Source organism: Kosakonia sp. 1610, from assembly GCF_050435845.1.
Taxonomy (GTDB): Bacteria; Pseudomonadota; Gammaproteobacteria; order Enterobacterales; family Enterobacteriaceae; genus Kosakonia; species Kosakonia cowanii.
The window spans coordinates 313068-337088 of sequence record NZ_JBNDKZ010000004.1; the positions used below are offsets into that span (position 1 = coordinate 313068).

Annotated in this window: 22 protein-coding genes, 1 tRNA gene and 1 riboswitch; of the genes, 10 read left to right on the forward strand and 13 right to left on the reverse strand. The window is 56.6% G+C overall.

Going from position 1 to position 24021, the window contains the following annotated elements:
- The gene (locus ABIC80_RS14455) at positions 1–1161 is read left to right on the forward strand and encodes a glutathionylspermidine synthase family protein (protein ID WP_429177595.1); all 1161 of its coding nucleotides are present in this window, start codon (positions 1–3) and stop codon (positions 1159–1161) included.
- A gap of 49 nt (positions 1162–1210) precedes the next feature.
- On the opposite strand, the gene ABIC80_RS14460 is transcribed toward ABIC80_RS14455, so the two are convergent.
- From ABIC80_RS14460 to ygiD, 4 genes are all read right to left on the reverse strand, one after another.
- Positions 1211–2497 carry a TRAP transporter large permease gene (locus ABIC80_RS14460; RefSeq protein WP_042717980.1) on the reverse strand — a complete coding sequence of 429 codons (1287 nt, stop codon included), beginning with the start codon at positions 2495–2497 and terminating at the stop codon, positions 1211–1213.
- A gap of 18 nt (positions 2498–2515) precedes the next feature.
- Positions 2516–3025 carry a TRAP transporter small permease gene (locus ABIC80_RS14465; RefSeq protein ID WP_094422138.1) on the reverse strand — a complete coding sequence of 170 codons (510 nt, stop codon included), beginning with the start codon at positions 3023–3025 and terminating at the stop codon, positions 2516–2518.
- A gap of 53 nt (positions 3026–3078) precedes the next feature.
- A complete protein-coding gene (locus ABIC80_RS14470; protein WP_200579708.1) occupies positions 3079–4056 on the reverse strand; it encodes a TRAP transporter substrate-binding protein in 978 nt (325 codons plus the stop codon).
- 306 nt (positions 4057–4362) lie between these two features.
- Complete coding sequence (ygiD, locus tag ABIC80_RS14475; RefSeq protein ID WP_042717975.1) at positions 4363–5151, reverse strand: 4,5-DOPA dioxygenase extradiol; 789 nt, start codon at positions 5149–5151, stop codon at positions 4363–4365.
- Between the two features lie 196 nt (positions 5152–5347).
- Between ygiD and zupT the strand changes: the two genes are divergently transcribed.
- Entirely contained in the window at positions 5348–6124 is a 777-nt protein-coding gene (gene zupT / locus ABIC80_RS14480; RefSeq protein ID WP_023481018.1) for a zinc transporter ZupT, read from the forward strand.
- Positions 6125–6132: 8 nt separating this feature from the next.
- Here the strand turns inward: zupT and ABIC80_RS14485 are convergent, their stop codons facing one another.
- Both ABIC80_RS14485 and ribB read right to left on the reverse strand, forming a co-directional pair.
- On the reverse strand, positions 6133–6306 hold the full coding sequence (locus ABIC80_RS14485; protein WP_042717974.1) for a hypothetical protein: 174 nt from the start codon (positions 6304–6306) through the stop codon (positions 6133–6135).
- A gap of 197 nt (positions 6307–6503) precedes the next feature.
- Entirely contained in the window at positions 6504–7157 is a 654-nt protein-coding gene (gene ribB / locus ABIC80_RS14490) for a 3,4-dihydroxy-2-butanone-4-phosphate synthase (protein WP_023480747.1), read from the reverse strand.
- 105 nt (positions 7158–7262) lie between these two features.
- Positions 7263–7412, reverse strand: a riboswitch (FMN riboswitch).
- Between the two features lie 122 nt (positions 7413–7534).
- On the opposite strand from ribB, the gene ubiK reads away from it, so the two are divergent.
- Entirely contained in the window at positions 7535–7879 is a 345-nt protein-coding gene (gene ubiK / locus ABIC80_RS14495) for a ubiquinone biosynthesis accessory factor UbiK (RefSeq protein ID WP_094422146.1), read from the forward strand.
- Positions 7880–7928: 49 nt separating this feature from the next.
- On the opposite strand, the gene hldE is transcribed toward ubiK, so the two are convergent.
- Genes hldE through ABIC80_RS14510 form a run of 3 tightly spaced genes read right to left on the reverse strand, consistent with a single transcriptional unit; the run spans position 7929 to position 13573 of the window.
- Positions 7929–9359 (reverse strand): bifunctional D-glycero-beta-D-manno-heptose-7-phosphate kinase/D-glycero-beta-D-manno-heptose 1-phosphate adenylyltransferase HldE, encoded by a 1431-nt coding sequence (gene hldE / locus ABIC80_RS14500; RefSeq protein ID WP_023480735.1) that lies wholly within the window; start codon positions 9357–9359, stop codon positions 7929–7931.
- A 46-nt stretch (positions 9360–9405) separates the two neighbouring features.
- Entirely contained in the window at positions 9406–12255 is a 2850-nt protein-coding gene (gene glnE, locus ABIC80_RS14505; protein ID WP_429177596.1) for a bifunctional [glutamate--ammonia ligase]-adenylyl-L-tyrosine phosphorylase/[glutamate--ammonia-ligase] adenylyltransferase, read from the reverse strand.
- A gap of 16 nt (positions 12256–12271) precedes the next feature.
- On the reverse strand, positions 12272–13573 hold the full coding sequence (locus tag ABIC80_RS14510) for an inorganic triphosphatase (protein ID WP_429177597.1): 1302 nt from the start codon (positions 13571–13573) through the stop codon (positions 12272–12274).
- 239 nt (positions 13574–13812) lie between these two features.
- Between ABIC80_RS14510 and ABIC80_RS14515 the strand changes: the two genes are divergently transcribed.
- A complete protein-coding gene (locus ABIC80_RS14515; RefSeq protein ID WP_023480821.1) occupies positions 13813–14427 on the forward strand; it encodes a TIGR04211 family SH3 domain-containing protein in 615 nt (204 codons plus the stop codon).
- A gap of 66 nt (positions 14428–14493) precedes the next feature.
- Positions 14494–15735, forward strand: a complete 1242-nt coding sequence (locus tag ABIC80_RS14520) for a multifunctional CCA addition/repair protein (protein ID WP_429177598.1) — start codon at positions 14494–14496, stop codon at positions 15733–15735.
- Between the two features lie 12 nt (positions 15736–15747).
- On the opposite strand, the gene bacA is transcribed toward ABIC80_RS14520, so the two are convergent.
- Together bacA and folB are read right to left on the reverse strand one after the other, a co-directional pair.
- The gene (gene bacA / locus ABIC80_RS14525; protein WP_429177599.1) at positions 15748–16569 is read right to left on the reverse strand and encodes an undecaprenyl-diphosphate phosphatase; all 822 of its coding nucleotides are present in this window, start codon (positions 16567–16569) and stop codon (positions 15748–15750) included.
- A gap of 106 nt (positions 16570–16675) precedes the next feature.
- Entirely contained in the window at positions 16676–17044 is a 369-nt protein-coding gene (gene folB / locus ABIC80_RS14530; RefSeq protein WP_200134757.1) for a bifunctional dihydroneopterin aldolase/7,8-dihydroneopterin epimerase, read from the reverse strand.
- Between the two features lie 164 nt (positions 17045–17208).
- Here folB and plsY point away from each other — a divergent pair, with 164 nt between their 5' ends.
- Positions 17209–17826: a glycerol-3-phosphate 1-O-acyltransferase PlsY gene (gene plsY / locus ABIC80_RS14535; protein ID WP_023480785.1), complete on the forward strand. Its 618-nt coding sequence runs from the start codon at positions 17209–17211 to the stop codon at positions 17824–17826.
- Between the two features lie 37 nt (positions 17827–17863).
- Here plsY and tsaD read toward each other — a convergent pair whose 3' ends face one another.
- On the reverse strand, positions 17864–18877 hold the full coding sequence (gene tsaD / locus ABIC80_RS14540; RefSeq protein WP_124967228.1) for a tRNA (adenosine(37)-N6)-threonylcarbamoyltransferase complex transferase subunit TsaD: 1014 nt from the start codon (positions 18875–18877) through the stop codon (positions 17864–17866).
- Positions 18878–19115: 238 nt separating this feature from the next.
- Here tsaD and rpsU point away from each other — a divergent pair, with 238 nt between their 5' ends.
- The 3 genes from rpsU (at position 19116) to rpoD (ending at position 23247) form a co-directional block, all read left to right on the forward strand.
- Positions 19116–19331, forward strand: coding sequence for a 30S ribosomal protein S21 (rpsU, locus tag ABIC80_RS14545; protein ID WP_001144069.1), 216 nt, complete (start codon positions 19116–19118; stop codon positions 19329–19331).
- A gap of 169 nt (positions 19332–19500) precedes the next feature.
- Positions 19501–21246, forward strand: a complete 1746-nt coding sequence (dnaG, locus tag ABIC80_RS14550) for a DNA primase (protein WP_023481053.1) — start codon at positions 19501–19503, stop codon at positions 21244–21246.
- A gap of 156 nt (positions 21247–21402) precedes the next feature.
- Complete coding sequence (gene rpoD, locus ABIC80_RS14555) at positions 21403–23247, forward strand: RNA polymerase sigma factor RpoD (RefSeq protein WP_042715572.1); 1845 nt, start codon at positions 21403–21405, stop codon at positions 23245–23247.
- Positions 23248–23301: 54 nt separating this feature from the next.
- On the opposite strand, the gene mug is transcribed toward rpoD, so the two are convergent.
- Complete coding sequence (mug, locus tag ABIC80_RS14560; protein ID WP_429177600.1) at positions 23302–23808, reverse strand: G/U mismatch-specific DNA glycosylase; 507 nt, start codon at positions 23806–23808, stop codon at positions 23302–23304.
- A gap of 126 nt (positions 23809–23934) precedes the next feature.
- Between mug and ABIC80_RS14565 the strand changes: the two genes are divergently transcribed.
- Positions 23935–24010 (forward strand) — tRNA-Ile (locus ABIC80_RS14565).
- Positions 24011–24021 lie beyond the last annotated feature (11 nt).

Sequence of the window (24021 nt, forward strand, 5' to 3'; positions counted from 1 at the left end):
ATGGAAAGAATCAGCATTAGCGAGCGCCCGGACTGGCGCGAAAAAGCAGCGGAGTACGGCTTTAATTTTCACACCATGTATGGCGAGCCCTACTGGTGTGAAGATGCCTACTACAAACTGACGCTCGCCCAGGTTGAGAAACTGGAGGATGTCACCGCCGAGCTGCACCAGATGTGCCTGCAGGTGGTAGAGAAGGTCGTTGCCAGCGATGAACTGATGACCAAATTCCGCATTCCAAAACACACCTGGGGCTTTGTGCGCCAGTCGTGGGACACGCATCAGCCTTCGCTTTATTCACGTCTCGATCTCGCCTGGGATGGCATCGGGGAGCCTAAGCTGCTGGAAAACAATGCCGACACGCCGACCTCGCTGTATGAAGCGGCCTTCTTTCAGTGGATCTGGCTCGAAGATCAGCTCAACGCCGGCAACCTGCCGCAGGGCAGCGATCAGTTCAACAGCCTGCAGGAGAAGCTCATCGCACGCTTTGCAGAGCTGCGCGAGCAGCACGGCTTCCAGCTGCTGCACTTCACCTGCTGCCGCGATACGGTAGAAGATCGCGGTACGGTGCAGTATCTCCAGGATTGCGCGGCCGAAGCGGAGCTGGCCTCTGAGTTTCTCTATATCGAAGATATTGGCCTCGGTGAAAAGGGGCAGTTTTCCGATCTGCAGGATCAGGTGATTGGCAACCTCTTCAAGCTCTATCCGTGGGAATACATGCTGCGCGAAATGTTCTCCACCAAGCTGGAAGATGCTGGCGTGCGCTGGCTGGAGCCGGCCTGGAAGAGCATCATCTCCAACAAGGCGCTGCTGCCGATGCTGTGGCAGATGTTCCCGGATCACCCTAATCTGCTGCCAGCCTGGTTTGCCGATGAAGATCATCCGCCGATGGAGAAGTATGTGGTGAAACCGATCTTCTCCCGCGAAGGTGCCAACGTCTCGATCGTTGAGAACGGCAAAACCGTCGAGTCGGTGGAGGGCCCGTACGGCGAAGAGGGGATGATCGTGCAGGAGTTCTACCCGCTGCCGAAGTTTGGCGACAGCTATACGCTGATTGGCAGCTGGCTTATTAACGATCAGCCTGCCGGTATCGGCATCCGCGAAGATCGGGCGCTGATCACCCAGGATCTCTCCCGCTTCTACCCGCATATCTTTGTCGAATAAGTAAAAACCCGGCCCTCAGCGCCGGGTTTTTTATTCTCTCAGGCCCAGCTTACATCACGCCAAACAGCTTCGGCAGGAAGAGCGAGATGGCCGGAATATAGGTCACCAGCATCAACACCACGAACAGGATGGCGTAGAAAGGCAGCATCGCCTTCACCACCTGCTCGATCTTCTGTTTACTCACCGCGCTGGCGACAAACAGCACCGATCCCACCGGCGGCGTAATCAACCCAATCCCCAGGTTGACCAGCATGATCATACCGAAATGCACCGGATCGATACCCAGCGCATTGGTCACCGGCAGCAGTACCGGCGTCAGGATCAGGATCAGCGGCGCCATATCCATCAGCGTGCCGAGCAGCAGCAGCATGATGTTAATGCACATCAGAATCACATACTTGTTGTCAGAGAGCTGGGTAAACGCCTCGGTGATGCGCCCCGGCAGCTGCATATAGGTCATTACCGCACCGAAGGCCGAGGCGAAGCCAATCAGGATCATCACGATAGTGACGGTTTTCACCGTGCGGTACATCAGCTTCGGCAGCTCGGACCATTTGTAGTCACGATAGATAAACATGGTGACGAAGAAGGCCCACAGACAGGCGATTGCCGCTGATTCGGTGGCGGTGAAGATGCCGGAGAGAATGCCGCCCATGATGATCACCACCGTCATCAGCCCCCACAGCGTATCGGCAAAGATCTTCAACGCCTGGCGAAACGGCACCCGCTCCCCTTTTGGGTAACCGCGCTTGTGGGCAAAGACCACGCACATCACCATCAGGGTAAAACTGAGCAGCAGGCCTGGTAAAATCCCGGCGATAAACAGCGCCGCGATGGAGACAGTACCGCCCGTTGCCAGCGAGTAGATCACCGAGTTGTGGCTGGGTGGCGTGAGGATCGCCTGCACCGATCCGCTGGCGGTAACGGCGGCAGCGAAATCGCGCGGGTAACCCTTTTTATCCATCTCCGGGATCATTACCGAGCCGATCGAGGCGGTATCTGCCACCGACGATCCCGAAATGGCACCGAAAAAGGTCGAAGCGACGATATTAACCAGCGACAGGCCGCCACGAATAAAGCCGACAAAGATATAGGCAAAGTTGACCAGCCTGCGGGCAATGCCGCCCTCCGCCATAATCGCCCCGGCCAGAATAAAAAACGGGATCGCCAGCAGTGAGAATTTATTCACGCCGTTGGTCAGCTGGATCATCACCGCTTCCAGCGGAATATCGATATACCACGCGCCGAGTACCGCGCTAATGCCGACCGCATAGGCGACCGGCACGCCAATCGCCAACATAATGGCGAGCGTAAAGACCAGAATAAATGCATCCATAAAGGTTCCTTACCGGAGTCAGCTCGACGAGCCGAGCATCACCACCGGACGGTGGTACTGCGCGCCAAAAAGCATCTTCTCGACAATAAACAGAAGGGTGATCGCAGAGCCTATCGGCAGCGGTAAATAGCTCTCTCCGGCGGTAAAGAGCGGGAACTCTGCCACCGGCTGCTCCCACAATTCGGCGCACAGCGTCGCGCTGTACCAGAGTATAAAGAGGCTGATAGCCATCAGCATCAGATCCGCCAGCAGGAAACAGACCTTACGCAGCGGTTCGCTTAAGCGGTCGGTCATCATGGTGACAGCGATATGCGATCCGGCACGGTAGCTCACGGCAGCGCCGATAAAGGTAAAGGTCACCATGCAGATGATCGCCACCGGCTCCGGCCAGGAGAGCGCGCTGTTCAACACATAGCGGGCGAAAATCCCCACGGGGATAATCGCCACCATCACCAACAGCGCCAGACCGGCCACCCACATAGAGAGGCGATAGAGAATATCCATTAACAACGAATAGCGTTCTGCCATAACGGTTTTCCCGGTAGAAGTCGCAAACGGGCAGGCAAACCTGCCCGGCCAGCTTACTGCACGTCCTGAATACGCTTAATCAAATCCTGGTGCGCATTGCCGTACTTATCGCGTACCGACTGCGTGGCATCGTAGAAAGCTTTGGTGTCGATGTCGTGGAACTGCACGCCACCCGCTTTCATCGCCTGCAGCGACTTCTCGTTATAGGCTTTCCACAGCTCGCGCTGCTCCACCTGCGCCTCTTTCGCCAGCTTCAGGATCAGCTCCTGATCCTCTTTTTTCAGCTTGTCCCACTTGGCTTTTGAGAAGAGAAACAGCTCGGGAATAATGAAGTGTTTGCTCCAGGTATAGTTCTTCACTACCGGCAAATAGTTGTGCGCCACAAAGGTCGGCGGGTTGTTCTCCGTGCCGTCAATCACTCCGGTCTGCATGCCGCTGAAGACTTCACTCACCCCCATCGCCACCGAGTTCGCCCCCATCGCTTTCAGGGTATCAAGGGCAATCGGGCTGCCCTGAACACGGATTTTCATCCCCTTCAAATCTTCCGCTTTAGTAACTGGCGCTTTGGTAATCAGGTTGCGCGTGCCGGCATCCATCCAGCCGAGGAAAATCAGCCGCGATTTGCTGCTCGCAGAGAGCCGGTTGCCAATCTCCTGGCCAATCATGCCGTCGAGCACTTTGTGCATATGATCTTCATCGCGAAAGATGTAGGGCAGCGTGAAAACGTTAATCTCCGGCAATATCGCCGCCACTGGCGTCATCGAGACGCGAATGATATCGATAGCGCCGATTTGCGCCTGCTCAATCACCTGTTTCTCATCGCCTAATACGCCGCCGGGAAAGGTTTTAATTTCCAGACGGCCATCGGTAGCTTTACTTAATTTCTCACCCATATGTTTTACCGCCACGACATTGGGGTAATCCGCCGGATGAACATCGGCGGCGCGAAACGTTTGTGCGAGCGCGGTATGCGACATAAAGAGCAGAGCGGAACCGATCGAAAAAGTCAGAAAACGTTGTGCAGAGTTCATATTGCCGGATCTCCAGAGGTTTAATTTTTGGCACAGTCAAAACTGCCGCGAGCAGAAAGCACGTGGCTGGAAGTCGAGAGTGGTTATGGGTATGAGAGCAGGACAATCAGAAGAGTAGTTACTGGTGAGAATTTGCGCGACGATGGGGTTCACAAAAAAACACCAAATTCAGCACGGCGTTTCATTTTTGCAGAACAGATCTTTTTATTTTCATAAAAAACCCGGTTCAGCGGCGTTTTTTTGCGATCATTCTCCGGTTTCCGCGATCCTGGCGCAAAAAAAATGGCGCATTGCGCGCCATCGTTTTTACCCCACCTGCACCGACAGCATGCTGATGGAAGCCATCTCCATCCCCTCAACGGGGATCGACAGCGGCTCGTTGCCATCCCATGCGCCAAGCACATAGAGCAGCGGCAGGAAGTGTTCCGGCGTTGGATTGGCGAGCGAACCGCTATCATGGTCGAGGTAGTTGACCAGCGGATGCTGCTCGACCGGCCCCTGCCACGTCAGGTTCTGCTTCACAAAATCGTTGAAAGCGACGGCCCATGGAAAAGGCGTGGTGTCACCGTGCCAGCGCGCCGTGCGCAGGTTGTGCACCACGTTACCGCTGGCGACAATCATCACCCCTTCATCGCGCAGCGCGGCGAGTTTACGCCCCATCTCCATGTGCCACGCCGCCGGTTTGGTGCTGTCGATACTGAGCTGCACCATGGGAATATCCGCATTGGGGTACATCTTGATCAGCACGCCCCAGGAGCCATGATCGAAGCCCCAGGCTTCATGATCGAGCGTCACCGGCAGCGGTGAGAGCAGATCCACCAGCCGCTGTGCCAGCGCGGGCGAACCGGGCGCGGGGTAATGCACGTCGTGCAGCGCCTGCGGGAAACCGCCGAAATCATGGATCGTTTGCGGTGTCTCCATCGCCGTTACGCCAGTGCCGCGTGTAAACCAGTGCGCGGAGATCGCCACAATCGCTTTCGGACGCGGCAAGGTATCGCCCAGTTTCCCCCAGGCGCGGGTATAAACGTTATCCTGCAGCGCATTCATTGGGTTGCCGTGCCCCAGAAACAGCGCGGGCATACGAGGTGCAGACATGAGGATATCCTTACAGAAGATGCCAATATGATGAAAGCAGGTTACGCTTTTTCTCAGGGCGATGAACTCAGATAAGCATGATGAAGATCGTCAGTAATTTTGAATGTAAGGAATAGGTAAAAGTGCCGTGGCTGCCTCGCTTTTCTGCGGGCGAAAACTTACATTAATGAGAATGATTATCATAAAGGAGCGATGTATGTCAGTCCCGTTGATTCTGACCATCCTGGCGGGCGCCGCCACGTTTATTGGCGCCATTCTGGGCGTTATCGGCCAGAAACCTTCTAACCGCGTACTGGCGTTTTCGCTCGGCTTTGCCGCCGGCATCATGCTGCTTATCTCGTTAATGGAGATGCTCCCCGCCGCGCTGGCAACCGAAAGTATGCCGCCGATGCTCGGTTACGGCATGTTTGTCGTGGGTTTGCTCGGCTACTTCGCGCTGGACCGCCTGCTGCCCCATGCCCATGCGCAGGATTTAATGCAGGGCTCGCAGGAGGCGTTGCCGCGCGGCATTCGCCGTACCGCTATTCTGCTGACCCTCGGTATTAGCCTGCACAACTTCCCGGAGGGGATCGCCACTTATGTCACCGCCAGCAACGATCTGGAGCTGGGCTTCGGCATCGCTTTTGCCGTGGCTTTACACAATATTCCTGAAGGGCTGGCGGTCGCAGGCCCGGTCTACGCGGCGACGGGCTCAAAGCGCAGCGCGGTAATGTGGGCCGGTATTTCCGGTTTAGCGGAGATTCTGGGCGGCGTGCTGGCGTGGTTAATTCTCGGCAGCCTGGTCTCGCCGGTGGTGATGGCGGCGATTATGGCGGCGGTCGCGGGTATTATGGTCGCGCTGTCGGTGGATGAGTTAATGCCGCTGGCAAAGGAGATCGATCCCAACAACAACCCAAGCTACGGCGTGCTGTGCGGCATGTCGGTGATGGGCTTAAGCCTGGTCGCCCTGCAGGCGATGGGCTTCGGCGGTTAACGGCTGCGCTATTTGGTCTGGCCTGCGCGCTGAAATCTTTTCAGCTCCGCCTGCGCGCGCTGATAGCCCTCGTAAACGGCATCGCGCTCGTGGCGGCAGGCCTTATAACGGCGTCTTAGGGCGTGAACATAACCAACCACCAGCACTACCACGAGCAGTAACCAATACCAGGAAATAAACACGGCGCCTCCGCAAATAAACCTTCGCAAAAATAATAGGTTAGCTGCGGCGTGTCCGTGCCGCAGCGACTACCACTTTATAAGTAGGAAGGGTTAATAGCAATGCGGAAGTCCTGTAAGCACACCAAACTTTGACATGGCGCAGGCAAAAAAAAATCCGACGCCGCTGGCATCGGATTTTCTCTGCTGAGCACTCGCCGTTAGCTGGCTTTGCGCTCCAGATCCTGGCGATAAGCCACCAGATCTTCAATCGTTACGACGGCCATATTGTGCTGCTTCGCAAAGGCGATGCACTCCGGCGCGCGCGCCATTGAGCCATCATCATTGGTTAATTCGCATAGCACGCCGGCCGGTTTAAAGCCCGCCAGCGATACTAAGTCGATGGTCGCTTCGGTGTGGCCACCGCGGGTCAGTACGCCGCCCTTCTGCGCGCGCAGCGGGAAGACGTGGCCAGGACGGTGCAGATCGGACGGCTTGGCGTCGTCAGCAATCGCAGCACGCACGGTGGTCAGGCGGTCAGCGGCGGAAACGCCAGTGGTAACGCCGTGTGCCGCTTCGATGGTGACGGTAAAACCGGTGCCGAAGGCGCTGGTGTTGTTCTCCACCATCATCGGCAGGTCGAGCTGTTTACGACGCTCGTCGGTCAGGCAGAGACAAACAATGCCGCTACCGTGACGGATAGTGAGCGCCATCTGCTCAACGGTCATGGTTTCAGCGGCGAAAATCATGTCGCCTTCGTTCTCACGGCTCTCATCATCGAGAACCATCACACCACGCCCTTCGCGCAGGGCGGCAAGCGCCTGTTCAACGCGATCGAAAGCGGTGCCAAAAGAGGAAAGTAGCGTCTGATTCATGGTAAAAGACCTCAATAAAGTTATGGTTACCAGAATCAGGGCAGTCTTAGGAGTGTCATTAAACGACCAAAAATAACGCGAGCGGGCACCTTTGCCCGGCAGAATCGTTACTCTCTCCCATCCGGACTTTAACCGTCGGCCCCGGAATTACACCGGATCTGCTGACCTTCAAACCGAAGTCTGAAGCGCTCGCGGGCTTTCAGCGTACGCTGATTTACCGCCGGTGGGGAATTTCGCCCCGCCCTGAGAATAAGCGCGATAACTATAACGCCAATGATAACGGCGGGCAATGCATAAGCTTCAAACAATTCTGGTTTATCACCTGCGGTTATCACACTACAATAATTAGTTGAGCCCATCCGAGCAGGGAACCGAAAATGATTGATCCGAAGAAAATTGAACAGATTGCACGACAGGTTCACGAATCCATGCCGAAAGGGATCCGTGAGCTTGGCGAAGATGTTGAGAAGAAGATTCGCCAGGCCTTGCAGGGGCAGTTAACCCGCCTTGATTTGGTCAGCCGGGAAGAGTTCGATGTGCAGACGCAGGTTCTGCTGCGCACCCGCGAAAAGCTGGCGCTGCTGGAGCAGCGTCTGAACGATCTGGAAAACCGCGGTTCCACCGCTGCCAGCGCGCAACCGGCTGCTGCGCCTGTTGTCGCCTCTGAGGTGACGGAGATAAAACCGGCACCGGCGATACCGCCTGTGGACGATACGCCGTAATAAAAAACGGGCCGCAAGGCCCGTTCTGCTTTACAGAGTTAACCGCCGTTTACTGGCTGTTTTTCTGGATCTTTTTGATGATATTCGTCGTCGAGCAACCATCTTCGAAGTTGAGCACCAGCACTTCACCGCCGTTCGCCCACACCTCTTCGCTGCCAGCGATTTGATCCGGCTTGTAATCCCCGCCTTTCACCAGCTTATCCGGCAGAACGCCGGCAATCAGACGCTGTGGCGTATCCTCTTCAAACGACACCACCCAGTCCACAGCTTCCAGCGCGCTCAGCACAATCATGCGCTGCTCAAGCGGGTTGACCGGACGCGTCTCGCCTTTCAGGCGTTTGGTCGAAGCATCGCTGTTGACGGCAACAATCAGGCGGTCGCCGAGCTTGCGCGCGTTCGCCAGGTAAGAGACATGCCCGGCGTGGAGGATGTCGAAGACGCCGTTGGTCATCACCACTTTTTCACCGCGTTTGCGCGCGGCGGCAACGGCCACTTTCAGCTCCTCTTCGCTCATCACGCCGAAGCCGGTTTCCGCACGACCGCGCACGGCATTCTCCAGCTCGATCGGCGAAACGGTTGAGGTGCCGAGTTTACCAACCACCACACCAGCGGCAGCGTTGGCAAAGAAACAGGCCTCTTCCAGCGAGTTACCCGCCGCAAGCGTTGCCGCCAGCACGCCAATCACCGTGTCGCCTGCGCCTGTCACGTCATACACTTCCTGCGCCTGAGTCGGCATATGCAGCGGCGCTTTGCCCGGCTGCAGCAGCGTCATCCCCTGCTCGGAGCGGGTCACCAGCAATGCAGAGAGATCGTAATCGGCGATCACTTTCATACCGCGCTCGACGATCTCCTCTTCACTCTTACATTTGCCCGCCACCGCTTCGAACTCGGAGAGATTCGGCGTCAGCAGCGTTGCGCCGCGATAGCGCTCAAAATCGGTCCCTTTCGGATCGATCAGCACCGGTACACCGGCTTTACGCGCCAGCGCAATCATCTGCTGAACGCTGTTGAGCGCACCTTTGGCGTAATCGGAGAGCACCAGCGCGCCAATCGAGCCCAGCGCCTGGTTGATGCGCTCATGCATCGGCTGCGGATCGACGCCATCAAACCCCTCTTCAAAATCGAGGCGGATCAGCTGCTGGTTGCGTGACAGCACGCGCAGCTTGGTGATGGTCGGGTGAGTCGGAACAGAAACGAAGTCGCAATTGACGTTAACATCCGCCAGCGCTTTGCTCAGCGCGCGCGCCGCATCGTCAATGCCGGTCAGGCCGACCAGGCGCGCGGAGGCACCCAGCGAGGCAATGTTCATCGCCACGTTCGCCGCGCCGCCCGGACGCTCTTCAATGGTATCGACTTTGACCACCGGCACCGGCGCTTCCGGGGAGATGCGGCTGGTTGGACCGTACCAGTAACGATCCAGCATCACATCGCCCACCACCATCACACCGGCTTGTTTAAACTCTGGCAGCGTAACTTTCATTCCTGTCTCCTGAGAGATACAAAATTTGCGCGCGATGATATCACACTTACGCCGGGGCGCACGGTTCCACCAGCCACTTCACCCAGCTGGTTTTAATCAGCTCTCGTTCCGCGACAAAGCAGGAGAGCGGCACATTTCCCGGCAGCTCCTGCAGCGCCAGGTGGTGCAGCTCATCGCGCAGCGTGGTGTAAGCATGGGTCAGCGCCAGCGCCTCCTGCTCCTCCATAATGCCGTTCTGCGCCAGCCCCTCCAGAATGCGCACATTGTCTGACCAGCGCGTCAGCTTCGGCTTATCGTGGGCGTAACGCAGCACCAGATATTGCGCGATAAACTCGATGTCGGTAATGCCGCCCTCATCGGTTTTCAGATCGAAGCGATCCTTCTGTTTATTGCCAAGATGGGCGCGCATCTTCTCGCGCATCTCGCGCACTTCGGTTTGCAGCGTCGCGCCATCGCGCGGCGTCAGCAGAATATCGCGGCGAATAGCGTCGAACTGCACCGTCAATTGCGGGTCGCCGTAGACCACGCGCGCACGGGCCAGCGCCTGATGTTCCCAGGTCCAGGCTTCGTTTTTCTGGTAATCGGCGAAGGCCTCGGCGGTAGTCACTAACATGCCTGCCGCACCGGAGGGGCGCAGGCGCGCATCCACTTCATAGAGGATGCCGGAAGAGGTGCGCGTGCTGAAGAGGTGCATAATGCGCTGCGCCAGCCGCAGGTAGAACTGGCGGCCATCGATTTCGCGATCGCCGTCAGTCATCACATCCATTGGGCAGTCGTGTAAAAAGACCAGATCGAGATCGGAGCTGTAACCCAGCTCCCAGCCGCCCAGTTTGCCGTAGCCGACCACGGCAAAGCCGCGCCCTTCACGATCGTGCAGATGCGCAGGCTGACCGTAACGCTTCACCATCTGCCCCCAGGCTTGCTGAACCACGGCATCGATAATCGCCTCTGCCAGCCAGGTTAAGTGATCGCTCACTTTCATTACCGGTAGCGTACCGGCGATATCCGCCGCCGCAACGCGTAGCATCTGTGCCTGTTTGAACTGGCGCAGCGCTTCCAGTTGCTGCTCTTCATCCTCTTCCGGCACACGCAGCAGATACTGGCGCAGCTCATCGCGATAGGCGTTCATCGCCGTCGGTTGGTAGAGCGTGGCGGGATCGAGCAGTTCATCGAGCAGGATCGGGTAGCGTGCCAGTTGGCTCGCTACCATCGGTGAAGCGGCACACAGCGAAATAAGATGTTTCAGCGCGCCGGGAAATTCACTCAGTAACTCAAGATAGGTGGTGCGGGTCACGATACCGGTAAGCAGCGGCGTCAGGCGCGATAACGGCACCGGCGCATCCGCGCGCGAGCAGACATCGCTCAGCAGGTGCGGCATCAGGTGATCGAGCACCTGGCGGCCGCGCTGGCCGATGGGGCGCTTATCAAGCTCGTGGCGGAAATCGGCAATCAGCGCCACCACGCGGCGGCGATCCTCATCGCTTAAATGCGCAAGCCCCGGCGTGCTGTCCTCCTCCTGCAACGCGTCCTGCCACAGTTCGCGCCACTGTTCAGAGAGCGCCTCGTCGGCGGACTCCGCTTCATCATCGCCAATCAGCTCATTAAAGATGCGCCGCACGGCGGCCATATGCGCCTCAAGCTGGCTGCTCAGCGCATCCCAGCTCTCCACGCCCATGCCCCAGGCGAGACGCGCGCGGTTCAGCTCATCGCCCGGCAGCGTCTGCGTCTGCTCGTCATTAATGCTTTGCAGCAGGTTTTCCAGCCGCCGCAGCCAGAGATAGGCAGCGCGCAGTTTCTCCGCATCGCCCTCCGGCAGCAGATGCAGCCGATCGATAGCCGCTAAGGTCGGCAGCAGCGAGCGGGATTGCAGCGCCGGTTCGCGCCCGCCGCGAATCAGCTGGAACACCTGCACGATAAATTCGATTTCGCGAATGCCGCCCGCGCCGAGCTTGATGTTGTCCTTCAAACCCCGGCGGCGCACTTCGCGGGCAATCATCCCTTTCATATTACGCAGGGACTGGATGACGCTGAAGTCGATATAGCGGCGGAAGACAAACGGGCGCAGCATGGCGCGCAGTTCGCTGGCGTGCGCACCCTCGTCATCGCCCATGATCCGCGCTTTTACCATCGCATAGCGCTCCCAGTCGCGCCCCTGCTCCTGGTAATAATCCTCCAGCGCGGCAAAGCTCAGCACCAGCGGGCCGCTCTCACCGAACGGGCGCAGGCGCATATCGACGCGGTAGACAAAACCATCCTGCGTCGGCTGATCCAGCACTTTGATTAGCCGCTGCCCAAGGCGGGTGAAAAACTGGGCGTTATCGAGTTCGCGCCTGCCGCCTTGCGTCACGCCATTTTCCGGCCAGGCGAAGATGAGATCGATATCGGAAGAGAAGTTAAGTTCGCCGCCGCCGAGCTTGCCCATGCCGAGCACCAGCATCGGCTGCGGAACACCCTGCGCATTACACGGCGTTCCCCATTCGCGGCAGCAGGCGCTGTAGAGCCACTCGCGCGCGGCAACGATCACGGTTTCCGCCAAAACGCTTAACTGCTGCAGCACCGCTTCATCGCTGATGAGTCGCAGCGCCTGCGCCCAGGCGATACGCACCATGATGCGGCGGCGAAACTGCCGCAGCGCGCGCATTAGCGACGCTTCATCGGTGACGTTTTGCAGCAGCGCATCCAGCCACGTCGCATAGTGCTGCCACTCCTCTGCGGTGGGCGGCGCGCTCTCAAGCTCTGCCAGCCACTCGGGATAAGCGGCCAGGCTCTGCTGGACGAAATCACTGAACGTGAGCACTGACTGCGCCTGCGCGCTAAGCGGCCGGGCGGTCAGCGCCTCCGGCAAGCGGGAAAGCACCGTTTGCCACTGTTGCGATAAGAGGGATGCGTGCTGCATTCAAAACGTCCTTACGTTAGCGTTTCCCGCTGTGTAGCCAGAATGGCTCCTCGTTAATGGCGGTATTACGGAAATGCTCAATTTCGATTTTCTGACGCGTTTCAATCGCATGGTAAAGACCCTGCCAGTTCTCCAGCCACGCGTTCGCCAGCGCCCGGTCGTAGTAACCTGCCAGCAGCAGCGTGCTGTCGATATCACGCGCCAGGCGCGGCAGTTGATCGCGATAGCTGTCGCCAAGGTGGTGAGCAAAGGTCTTTTTCAGTTCAGAAGCGGTGCGCGAGAGGTGGATATCGGCGAAGCGCTTGAAGGAGTCGGCAAATTTCGCCTGCGCTTTTTCATCAAGAAACGCGCGCCAGCCCTGAGTCACCAGCCACTCTGTTAACAGCAATTTCGCCATCGCCGACGGCACATCCCACACCGCCGTTTCAGCGGAAACTGCGGAGGTCAGTGTCGCTTCCGCCTGGGTCAGCAGGTCACGTAAGTGAGCGCTCGCTTTACGCGGCACAATGCCGCCAAACAGCGTGAAGGTGTGACGCAGAAGCGCAATCGCGCGCAGCACTTCAGGCCGTGCGGCGTCGTCACCACGCACCCACAGCTCTTCATGGTACTGCCACTGGGAGAGGGCCAGTTCCAGCGCACTGGCAAACGCCTGTTCGACGGTCGCTTTCGGCGCGGGCTGCAAAAAGGGGGTCGGGCGAAGCTCGCGCGGCGCATTGCCCTGCGCGAGATGGTACCCGCGCGCGGCTTTGCTCAGGCTGCCCTGACGCAGGCAGGAGAGCGTCGCCAGCTGGCGCGCCAGCTTGAGAATATCCGCCGCATCGCCACTCAGCAGCTCCAGTTCCAGTTCACAAATTGGCTCGGCGAACTCACCCGCTTTCACTTCGCCTAAATCGAGGCCAATCTCAATGCGGCTGTCGCCGACGTTAACCAGCCACTTTTCGCGGTAAAAATCGGTGCTGAACAGCGGCTGCGCGCGCGATTGCAGGTCTTCAGGCAGGCCGCCTGCGGGCCACACTTCGGCGGGAAAGCGCGAAAGGTCAAGTTCGGCCTTATCAAGGGGAATATTGTATTCCGGGCGCTGATGTAAACCGCCGATCACGCGACCGGCGATTTTCATCGTCATCTCATATTGGCCGTTCACACCGCGAATACGCAGACCCATATCATGGCTGCGTAGCCAGTTGTCAGGCGTTTCGTAATAGATGTTGAGTAACTGGCTGGACGGGATATGTTCGTCCGTCAGCGTATGAAGATGTTGACGAAGCGTTTCCACGCAGTCGCTCTTCACGATAAACTTTAATTCAATTTCCTGAGCCATGGCCTTGCACTTATGGTTATGTCACATCAGTGAAAATTTTTGGCGAACTAACGCGCCCTCGGTTTGTCAGTAGATAGTATTTTTTGCCAAATTGCCATGAATGCGCAATCTGGCGGGTGCAAATGTTCGCATCAGTGCGCAGTTTGATCTGGAGGATTCCGATTGATGGTACCTGCCGGGTGTCGTCAGACTGTCGCCACTGTTTACCATTCACATTCAAAGAAAATAATGATTGCCTGATGCCAAATTTACGCCTGATTGGAATAACCCTTTTCGCGCTTAGCGTCTCTGTCGGCACCCACGCTGAAGAGAAGCGGTATGTTTCGGACGAATTGAGCACCTGGGTCCGCAGCGGCCCCGGCGATAATTACCGCCTTGTTGGCACGGTAAACGCCGGTGAGGAGGTCGCCCTGCTGCAACAAAATAATGAGTATGGCCAGGTGCGTGACAGCAGCGGCCGTACTGCCTGGATCCCGCTTAAACAGCTTAACACCCAGCCAAGTCTGCGCACCCGCGTGCCGGAACTGGAAAACCAGGTGAAAACGTTGACCGATAAACTGACCAATATCGACAACACCTGGAACCAGCGCACCGCGGATATGCAGCAGAAAGTGGCGCGCAGCGACGGGGTGATTAACGGTCTGAAAGATGAGAACCAGAAGCTCAAAAATGAGCTAATCGTCGCGCAGAAGAAGGTCAACGCCGCTAACCTGCAGCTTGATGACAAGCAGCGCACCATCATTATGCAGTGGTTTATGTATGGCGGTGGCGTGCTGGGCGCGGGTCTGCTGCTCGGCCTGCTACTGCCGCACATGATCCCGACACGTAAACGCAAAGATCGCTGGATGAACTAAGCCGATTCGCCATCTTCTCTACACTTACGTATTATCTGACGACAAATGTGTAGAGGAGAGTGGCGGGTGAAGAGTTATCTGGTCGGTGGTGCAGTACGCGATACATTGTTGGGTCTGCCGGTCAAAGACAGAGATTGGGTAGTGGTCGGCGCCACGCCGCAAGAGATGCTCGACGCGGGCTACCAGCAGGTAGGCCGCGATTTTCCTGTGTTCCTCCATCCGCAAAGCCGCGAAGAATATGCACTGGCGCGCACCGAGCGGAAGTCCGGCTCCGGCTATACCGGTTTTACCTGCTATGCCGCCCCCGATGTCACCCTTGAACAGGATCTGCTGCGCCGTGATTTAACGGTTAACGCGCTGGCGCAGGATGAAAACGGCACGATTATCGACCCGTTTAATGGTCAGCAGGATCTGCGTCAGCGCATTCTGCGCCATGTCTCCCCCGCGTTTAATGAAGATCCGCTCCGCGTGCTGCGCGTGGCGCGTTTCGCCGCCCGTTACGCCCATCTCAGCTTCCGTATTGCCGATGAAACCATGACGCTGATGCGCGACATGACCGGGGCGGGCGAGCTGGCGCACCTGACGCCTGAGCGAGTGTGGAAAGAGACGGAGAGCGCGCTGCGCACCCGTAATCCGCAGGTCTACTTTCAGGTTTTGCGTGACTGCGGCGCGCTGAAGGTGCTCTTCCCGGAGATCGATGCGCTGTTTGGTGTTCCGGCCCCGGCGAAATGGCACCCGGAGATTGATACCGGTATTCACACGCTGATGACGGTATCAATGGCAGCGATGCTGAGCCCCGAGGTGGATGTGCGTTTCGCCACACTGTGCCACGATCTCGGCAAGGGGCTGACCCCACCTGCGCTCTGGCCGCGCCATCACGGCCACGGCCCGGCGGGTGTCCGGCTGGTTGAGGGGTTGTGCCAGCGCCTGCGCGTGCCGAATGAGCTGCGCGATTTAGCGAAGCTGGTGGCTGAGTATCACGATCTGATCCACACCTTCCCTGTTTTGCAGCCTAAAACCATCGTCAAGCTGTTCGACTCTATTGATGCCTGGCGCAAACCGCAGCGGGTCGAGCAAATCGCGCTCACCAGCGAAGCGGATGTGCGCGGGCGTACCGGCTTTGAAGCCATTGATTACTCGCAGGGGCGCTTACTGCGTGCGGCCTGGAAAGTGGCACGTGCTGTGCCAACAAAAGCGGTGATTGAAGCAGGTTTTACCGGTGCGGCAGTGCGTGAAGAGTTGACCCGCCGACGTATTGCGGCGGTTGCGCAGTGGAAAGCCGAGCACTGCCCTCAGCCCGAAGCCTGAGGGCGATAACGCTTAGAAGAAGACGACGTAGACCGCTGCGGCGACGATAAAGCGGTAGATCGCGAACGGAATAAAGGAGATGTGTTTAATCAGCTCCAGGAAGGTTTTGATAGCGATCAGCGCGACGATAAACGCCGTCACAAAACCGACGGCGAACATCGGGATATCGCCAGTGGTGAGAAAACCGATGCTCTTATAGAGATCCAGCGCCGTCGCGCCCATCATCATCGGCACCGCCAGCAGGAACGAGAACTCCGAAGCCGCGTAACGGCTGACACCCACCAGCATACCGCCGGAGATGGTCGCACCAGAGCGGGAGAAGCCCGGCCACAGCGCCAGACACTGGAAGCAGCCAATCAAAAACGCCTGGCGGTAGGTCATATCATCCACGCCCTGCGCGCGCGGCACTTTCGGCTTCAGCAGTTCAGCGGCGATCAGCAGCACGCCACCAACCACTAAGGCATAGGCGACATTTTTCGGGTTGAAGAGTGTTTTGATTGCATCGTGGAACACCAGCCCAATTACCACCGCCGGAATCATACCGAGCAGAATATGGACCAGCGACAAACGCCCGCTGCTGGTGCCTTCATGGCGCGGCGGTTTGCCAAAATGGATGCCGATAAGGCCGAAAAGGCGGCGCCAAAACATCACTACCACGGCGAGGATCGAGCCGAGCTGGATCACCACTTCGAAGGTTTTTGCAGTATCGCCTTCAAAGCCCAACAGATGCCCGACGATAATCATATGACCCGTACTTGAGACGGGAAGAAACTCGGTAAGCCCCTCAACGACACCAAGAATGGCCGCCACCAGCAGGGAGTGCATATCGCTCATCAAATAAACCCCTAAAAAGATATAAAAAACGGCTCATCCAGTGGAGAAGCCGCGAAAAGCCGTATCTATGACCTGAATACTAGCGTTTGGTTTAACGATGATGAATTTAAAAACTTTTTTTCGGATTTAGGCCACGCTCGATGATCACGCCGACATTTTTTGCCCGCGCTACCGCGCCAGGTTTGCTCAGTTTGATGCGCACCCAGGGGGAGCTAAAGCGCGCAAGCAGCAGATCTGCCACCTCTTCCGCGACGCGTTCGACCAGCGCAAAACGCGCACCTTCGACATGCCCGACGACGGTATCGGCAATGTCTGCATAACTCAGGCAGTCCTGAACATCATCACTCTTTGCCGCCTGACGGTTATCCCACGCCATTTCGATATCGAACACCAACTGCTGTTCAATGGTCTGTTCCCAGTCATAAACACCAATGGTGGTGATCACAGAAAGCTGTTCGATAAATACAATGTCCATTTTTCTCCGCCTGCTTATTTGCGTCTGGGCTACTGCCGCCAGGCCGCTAATTGAGTGGTTATCTTTCAGGATTTGCACGAAACCCGGATACCACTTTGCAAAATTTATGCGTATTATCCATGGATGCAGAGAATAAAACGACATTTTCAAAACGGAACAGCGTTATGAGTGCAATCGCGCCTGGGATGATTTTCCTTGCGTACCTTTGTGGCTCAATCTCCAGCGCCATCCTTGTCTGCCGCCTTGCAGGTTTCCCTGACCCGCGAGAGAGTGGCTCCGGTAATCCCGGTGCTACCAACGTATTACGTATTGGCGGCAAGGGCGCAGCCGCAGCGGTACTGATTTTTGATGTTTTAAAAGGGATGCTGCCGGTCTGGGGCGCCTATGCGCTTGGCGTTACGCCCTTCTGGCTGGGTCTTATCGCTATCGCCGCCTGTCTGGGCCATATCTGGCCGGTATTCTTTAAATTTAAAGGCGGTAAAGGCGTGGCCACCGCGTTTGGCGCGATTGCGCCGATTGGCTGGGATTTAACGGGCGTAATGGCGGGAACCTGGCTGCTGACGGTGCTGTTAAGCGGCTATTCGTCGCTGGGCGCAATTGTCAGTGCGCTGATTGCGCCATTCTATGTCTGGTGGTTTAAACCGCAGTTCACCTTTCCGGTAGCGATGCTCTCATGCCTGATCCTGCTGCGTCATCATGACAATATTCAGCGTTTATGGCGGCATCAGGAGAGCAAAATCTGGACGAAGCTGAAAAGGAAGAAGCGGCAGGATAAAGCGTAAACTTGCCCGGCATGTGAAAACACCGGGCAACAGTAAATTACGCGGCGGGAAGTTCCGCCAGCGGCCAGCGCGGACGCACCGTCACGCCAAGCCCGACATCATGACCCGCTTTCAGACGCACCATGCCCGCATAAGCGATCATCGCCCCGTTATCGGTACAGAATTCCGGGCGCGCATAGAACACTTCCCCGCGACGTTTTTCCATCATCTGCCCCAGTTTCGCACGCAGCGTACGGTTAGCGCTGACGCCGCCCGCCATCACCAGCCGGGTAAAACCAGTTTGATCCAGCGCGCGCTTGCACTTAATCATCAGCGTATCGACTACCGCATCCTCAAAGGCGCGCGCGATATCTGCCCGGGTCTGATCGTCATTGCCACTATTACGAATAGTGTTGGCGGCAAAGGTCTTCAGGCCGGAGAAGCTGAAATCGAGCCCCGGTCGGTCGGTCATCGGACGCGGGAAGACAAAGCGCCCCTCTGTTCCTTGCGCCGCCATCTTCGACAGCATCGGCCCGCCGGGGTAATCAAGACCCAGCAGTTTGGCCGTTTTGTCGAACGCTTCGCCGGCAGCATCATCTATAGACTCGCCAAGCAGTTCATAATGACCGATGCCGGTCACACTAATAAGCTGCGTGTGACCGCCGGAAACCAGCAGCGCGACAAACGGAAACGCAGGCGGGTTCTCTTCCAGCATCGGTGCCAGCAGGTGCCCTTCCATATGGTGCACGGCAATCGCCGGAACATCCCAGGCGAAGGCCAGCGAACGACCAATGGTTGCACCAACCAGCAGCGCGCCGACAAGGCCTGGACCCGCGGTATAGGCCACTGCATCAATCTCTTTGGCGGTTAATCCGGCCTCTTTTATAGCAGCCTGAATCAGCGGCACGGTTTTGCGCACGTGGTCGCGGGAGGCGAGCTCCGGCACCACGCCGCCGTAATCGGCGTGCAGTTTTACCTGACTATAGAGTTGGTTAGCGAGAAGACCCTTCTGGTCGTCATAGATAGCGATGCCGGTTTCATCGCAGGATGTTTCAATACCCAGTACGCGCATGGCTCTGTTTACCTCTTTGCAATAGCGCGCAGTGTAGGGCGAATGCGGGGCGATGTAAAACTTTGCTCACTTGTGCAGCTGAGTTCGTGTATACTCCTCACCCTTACAAAAGTCCCCTTTCAAAAAGGGCGGCGGTGCTTTACAAAGCAGCACCAGTTGCAGTAAAATTCCGCACCATTTTGAAATAAGCTGGCGTGAACGCCAGCGGCAAACCGATTTAATCAAAGGTGAGAGGCACATGCCGGTAATTAAAGTACGTGAAAACGAGCCGTTCGACGTAGCTCTGCGTCGCTTCAAGCGTTCCTGCGAGAAAGCAGGTGTTCTGGCGGAAGTTCGTCGTCGTGAGTTCTATGAAAAACCGACTACCGAACGTAAACGCGCTAAAGCATCCGCTGTGAAACGTCACGCGAAGAAACTGGCTCGCGAAAACGCACGCCGTACTCGTCTGTACTAATTACTGAGGGCGAGCGCCCTCTGTGTTAGACCGAGTTGTAGTTGTAAGGCCGTGCTTCCGAAAGGAATGCGCGGCTTATTTTCGTTTATAACCTGATATAATTTTCGCCTTTTCAGCAACTTACCGCTGATGAGCATAACGAAAACTATATAAGATCAAAACGGGGCCTATGGCTGGACGAATCCCACGTGTTTTTATCAATGACCTGCTGGCGCGTACCGACATCGTCGATCTTATCGACGCGCGCGTAAAGCTAAAAAAGCAGGGCAAGAACTACCACGCGTGCTGTCCATTCCATAACGAGAAAACCCCCTCTTTCACCGTGAACGGTGAAAAACAGTTTTACCACTGCTTTGGTTGTGGCGCGCACGGCAACGCCCTCGACTTTTTAATGAACTACGACAAGCTCGAGTTCGTCGAAAGCGTCGAAGAGCTGGCGGCAATGCACAACCTCGAAGTGCCGTTCGAAGCAGGCAGCGGACCGAGCCTGATAGAGCGCCATCAACGGCAAACACTCTATCAACTGATGGACGGGCTGAATGCTTTTTATCAGCAATCGCTGACCCAATCCGCCGCAGAGCCTGCTCGTCAGTACCTCTCCAGGCGTGGTTTGAGCAGTGAAGTCATTACGCGATTCGCTATTGGTTACGCGCCGCCCGGTTGGGACAACGTTTTAAAGCGTTTCGGCAACAATAGCGAAAACCGCAAGTCGCTGATCGATGCAGGCATGCTGGTCACAAACGATCAAGGACGCAGTTACGATCGCTTCCGCGAGCGGGTGATGTTTCCGATTCGCGACAAGCGCGGCCGGGTGATTGGTTTTGGTGGACGCGTGCTGGGCAACGATACGCCCAAATACCTGAACTCCCCGGAAACGGATATTTTTCATAAAGGCCGCCAGCTATATGGCCTCTATGAAGCGCAGCAGGATAAGGATGAACCGCAGCGGCTGTTAGTGGTCGAAGGTTACATGGACGTGGTGGCGCTAGCGCAATATGGCATTAACTATGCCGTTGCATCGCTTGGCACCTCTACGACGGCGGATCATATTCAGCTGCTGTTCCGGGTGACGAAAAACGTTATCTGCTGTTACGACGGCGACCGTGCCGGCCGCGAAGCCGCATGGCGGGCGCTGGAAACCGCGCTGCCCTATATGAGCGACGGGCGGCAGCTGCGTTTTATGTTTCTGCCGGATGGCGAAGATCCGGATACGCTGGTGCGTAAAGAGGGCAAAGAGGCGTTCGAAGCGCGGATGGAGCAGGCTCAGCCTCTCTCCACGTTTCTGTTTAACAGCCTGTTGCCGAAGGCGGATCTCACCACGCCGGATGGGACAACGCAGCTTGCCGCGCTGGCACTGCCGTTGATCAACCAGGTGCCGGGCGAGACGCTGCGCATTCAGTTACGCCAGATCCTCGGCAACAAGATTGGCATTTTCGACGATGCACAGCTCGATCGATTAATGCCAAAGCAGGTGGAGAGCGCGGCGGCGCGCCCTGCCCCTCAGCTAAAACGCACAACCATGCGTATACTGATAGGGTTGTTGATCCAGAATCCGGAGCTTGCACCAAAAGTGCCTTCGCTGGCCGGTCTTGATCAATCCAGACTGCCCGGACTTGGCTTATTTGCAGAACTGGTCAACACTTGTTTGTCTCAACCTGGTCTGACAACTGGGCAGTTACTGGAACATTATCGCGGCACGAATGAGGCCGCAACCCTTGAAAAACTGTCAATGTGGGACGATATAGCAGATAAGGACATCGCTGAAAAAACCTTTACCGACGCGCTCAATCATATGTTTGATTCGATGCTTGAACGGCGACAAGAAGAGTTGATAGCTCGCGATCGCACGCACGGTCTAAGCAGCGAAGAACGCCGGGAGCTCTGGCAGTTGAACCAGGAGCTGGCTAAAAAATAAATTTAACGGCTTAAGTGCCGATAATCGTTCGGGTTGATCCCGACAGCCGCGACGAGGGCCAGCGGCAAAAATATAAATACACCCTCGCGTTAAATGTTGGCGGTTTATTTCGCTAACCGACACCAACCTCATGAATTTAAGTGTGGATACCGTCTTATGGAGCAAAACCCGCAGTCACAGCTGAAGCTTCTTGTTACCCGTGGTAAGGAGCAAGGCTATCTGACCTATGCCGAGGTCAATGACCATCTGCCGGAAGATATCGTCGACTCCGATCAGATCGAAGACATCATCCAAATGATCAACGACATGGGCATCCAGGTGATGGAAGAAGCGCCGGATGCTGATGATCTGTTGCTGGCTGAAAACTCCAACAACACAGACGAAGATGCTGAAGAAGCCGCTGCACAGGTTCTGTCCAGCGTAGAGTCTGAAATCGGACGAACTACCGACCCGGTGCGCATGTATATGCGCGAAATGGGCACCGTTGAACTGCTGACCCGTGAAGGCGAAATCGACATCGCCAAACGTATTGAAGACGGGATTAACCAGGTTCAGTGCTCCGTTGCCGAGTATCCGGAAGCTATCACCTACCTGCTGGAACAGTACGACCGTGTTGAAGCAGAGCAGGCTCGCCTCTCCGATCTGATCACCGGTTTCGTCGATCCGAACGCCGAAGAAGATATGGCGCCAACGGCGACCCACGTCGGCTCCGAGCTCTCCAGCGAAGAGATGGACGACGATGAAGATGAAGAAGAAGACGACAGCGATGACGACAGCGACGATGACAACAGCATCGACCCTGAGCTGGCGCGTGAGAAATTCGCTGAACTGCGTACGCAGTACGAGCTGGCTCGCGACACAATCAAAGCAAAAGGACGCAGCCACGCTGCCGCACAGGAAGAGATCCTTAAGCTGTCTGAAGTCTTCAAGCAGTTCCGTCTGGTGCCGAAGCAGTTCGACTACCTGGTAAACAGCATGCGCGTGATGATGGATCGCGTACGTACCCAGGAACGCATCATCATGAAGCTGTGCGTTGAACAGTGCAAAATGCCGAAGAAAAACTTCATCACCCTCTTCACCGGTAATGAAACCAGCGAAACCTGGTTCAACGCCGCGCTGGCCATGAACAAACCGTGGTCTGAGAAGCTGAAAGATGTGACTGAAGAAGTGCAACGCGGCCTGATGAAGCTGCAGCAGATTGAAGAAGAGACCGGCCTGACGATTGAACAGGTTAAAGATATCAACCGTCGTATGTCTATCGGCGAAGCGAAAGCGCGTCGTGCGAAGAAAGAGATGGTTGAAGCGAACTTGCGTCTGGTTATCTCTATCGCCAAGAAATATACCAACCGTGGTCTGCAGTTCCTCGATCTGATTCAGGAAGGGAACATCGGCCTGATGAAAGCGGTTGATAAGTTTGAATACCGCCGTGGTTACAAGTTCTCAACTTATGCAACCTGGTGGATCCGTCAGGCAATCACCCGCTCAATCGCGGATCAGGCGCGCACCATCCGTATTCCGGTGCACATGATTGAGACAATCAACAAGCTCAACCGTATCTCTCGCCAGATGCTGCAGGAGATGGGCCGCGAGCCGACGCCGGAAGAGCTGGCTGAGCGTATGCTGATGCCGGAAGATAAGATCCGCAAAGTGCTGAAAATCGCCAAAGAGCCAATCTCCATGGAAACGCCGATTGGCGATGATGAAGATTCGCATCTGGGTGATTTTATCGAGGATACCACCCTCGAGCTGCCGCTGGACTCAGCGACCACCGAGAGCCTGCGCGCTGCAACGCACGATGTGCTGGCTGGCCTTACCGCCCGTGAAGCGAAGGTGCTGCGCATGCGTTTCGGTATCGACATGAATACCGACCATACGCTGGAAGAAGTGGGTAAACAGTTCGACGTTACCCGCGAACGTATCCGTCAGATCGAAGCGAAGGCACTGCGCAAACTGCGCCACCCGAGCCGCTCTGAAGTGCTGCGTAGCTTCCTCGACGATTAATCGTCACGCCAGACAAAAAAGCTCCCCGACGGGAGCTTTTTTTTCGCCTGTTATTTACAAGCCGCGCGATGCCAGCGCCTCATCCAGTTCACGATATGCCTCTACGAGCTTCTCCAGCGAAGCGCGGTTCAGGCCGCTCGGATTGGGCAGCACCCAGATTTGCGTCACGCCAATGGTCATCTCCTGCTTACCCCACTTCGCACCGCGCACGCTAAAGACCTGCTCAAACGCCTGTTTGCCAAGCACCGCCAGCGCGGCGGGTTGATACTCCTCTATTTTATGTACTAGATCCCTGCCGCCGTTACGCAGCTCATGCAGCCCGACTTCCGTCGCCTGCACCGTTGGACGCTGCACCAGCATGGTAATGCCGCAGCGCGTATCCAGCAGATGGTGCTCATCCTCCGGGCGCAACTGCTGGTCGGTAAAGCCGGCCTGGTGAATCACTTTCCAGAAGCGATTCCCCGGATGCGCAAAATGAAATCCCGTATGGGCAGAGGATTTCCCCGGATTAATGCCACAAAACACGACGCGCAGACCCGGCGCCAGAATATCGTGGATCATGCTTTACTCCCGATTAGAAACGATAAACTTAAGTATAAGAGATTGAAAATGCGCTGTTTATAAAATCATCAGCCGGGCGATTCCTGCTGGATTGCGAGGGTAAGTTACTCTATAATTCACCGCCACGGCCCCTTAGCTCAGTGGTTAGAGCAGGCGACTCATAATCGCTTGGTCGTTGGTTCAAACCCAACAGGGGCCACCAAATTTTAGCAT

Coding starts and splice junctions, on each gene's coding strand:
- ABIC80_RS14455 (WP_429177595.1), top strand. CDS start 1: ATGGAAAGAATCAGCATTAGCGAGCGCCCGGACTGGCGCGAAAAAGCA.
- ABIC80_RS14460 (WP_042717980.1), bottom strand. CDS start 2,497: ATGGATGCATTTATTCTGGTCTTTACGCTCGCCATTATGTTGGCGATT.
- ABIC80_RS14465 (WP_094422138.1), bottom strand. CDS start 3,025: ATGGCAGAACGCTATTCGTTGTTAATGGATATTCTCTATCGCCTCTCT.
- ABIC80_RS14470 (WP_200579708.1), bottom strand. CDS start 4,056: ATGAACTCTGCACAACGTTTTCTGACTTTTTCGATCGGTTCCGCTCTG.
- ygiD (WP_042717975.1), bottom strand. CDS start 5,151: ATGTCTGCACCTCGTATGCCCGCGCTGTTTCTGGGGCACGGCAACCCA.
- zupT (WP_023481018.1), top strand. CDS start 5,348: ATGTCAGTCCCGTTGATTCTGACCATCCTGGCGGGCGCCGCCACGTTT.
- ribB (WP_023480747.1), bottom strand. CDS start 7,157: ATGAATCAGACGCTACTTTCCTCTTTTGGCACCGCTTTCGATCGCGTT.
- ubiK (WP_094422146.1), top strand. CDS start 7,535: ATGATTGATCCGAAGAAAATTGAACAGATTGCACGACAGGTTCACGAA.
- hldE (WP_023480735.1), bottom strand. CDS start 9,359: ATGAAAGTTACGCTGCCAGAGTTTAAACAAGCCGGTGTGATGGTGGTG.
- glnE (WP_429177596.1), bottom strand. CDS start 12,255: ATGCAGCACGCATCCCTCTTATCGCAACAGTGGCAAACGGTGCTTTCC.
- ABIC80_RS14510 (WP_429177597.1), bottom strand. CDS start 13,573: ATGGCTCAGGAAATTGAATTAAAGTTTATCGTGAAGAGCGACTGCGTG.
- ABIC80_RS14515 (WP_023480821.1), top strand. CDS start 13,813: ATGCCAAATTTACGCCTGATTGGAATAACCCTTTTCGCGCTTAGCGTC.
- bacA (WP_429177599.1), bottom strand. CDS start 16,569: ATGAGCGATATGCACTCCCTGCTGGTGGCGGCCATTCTTGGTGTCGTT.
- folB (WP_200134757.1), bottom strand. CDS start 17,044: ATGGACATTGTATTTATCGAACAGCTTTCTGTGATCACCACCATTGGT.
- plsY (WP_023480785.1), top strand. CDS start 17,209: ATGAGTGCAATCGCGCCTGGGATGATTTTCCTTGCGTACCTTTGTGGC.
- tsaD (WP_124967228.1), bottom strand. CDS start 18,877: ATGCGCGTACTGGGTATTGAAACATCCTGCGATGAAACCGGCATCGCT.
- rpsU (WP_001144069.1), top strand. CDS start 19,116: ATGCCGGTAATTAAAGTACGTGAAAACGAGCCGTTCGACGTAGCTCTG.
- dnaG (WP_023481053.1), top strand. CDS start 19,501: ATGGCTGGACGAATCCCACGTGTTTTTATCAATGACCTGCTGGCGCGT.
- rpoD (WP_042715572.1), top strand. CDS start 21,403: ATGGAGCAAAACCCGCAGTCACAGCTGAAGCTTCTTGTTACCCGTGGT.
- mug (WP_429177600.1), bottom strand. CDS start 23,808: ATGATCCACGATATTCTGGCGCCGGGTCTGCGCGTCGTGTTTTGTGGC.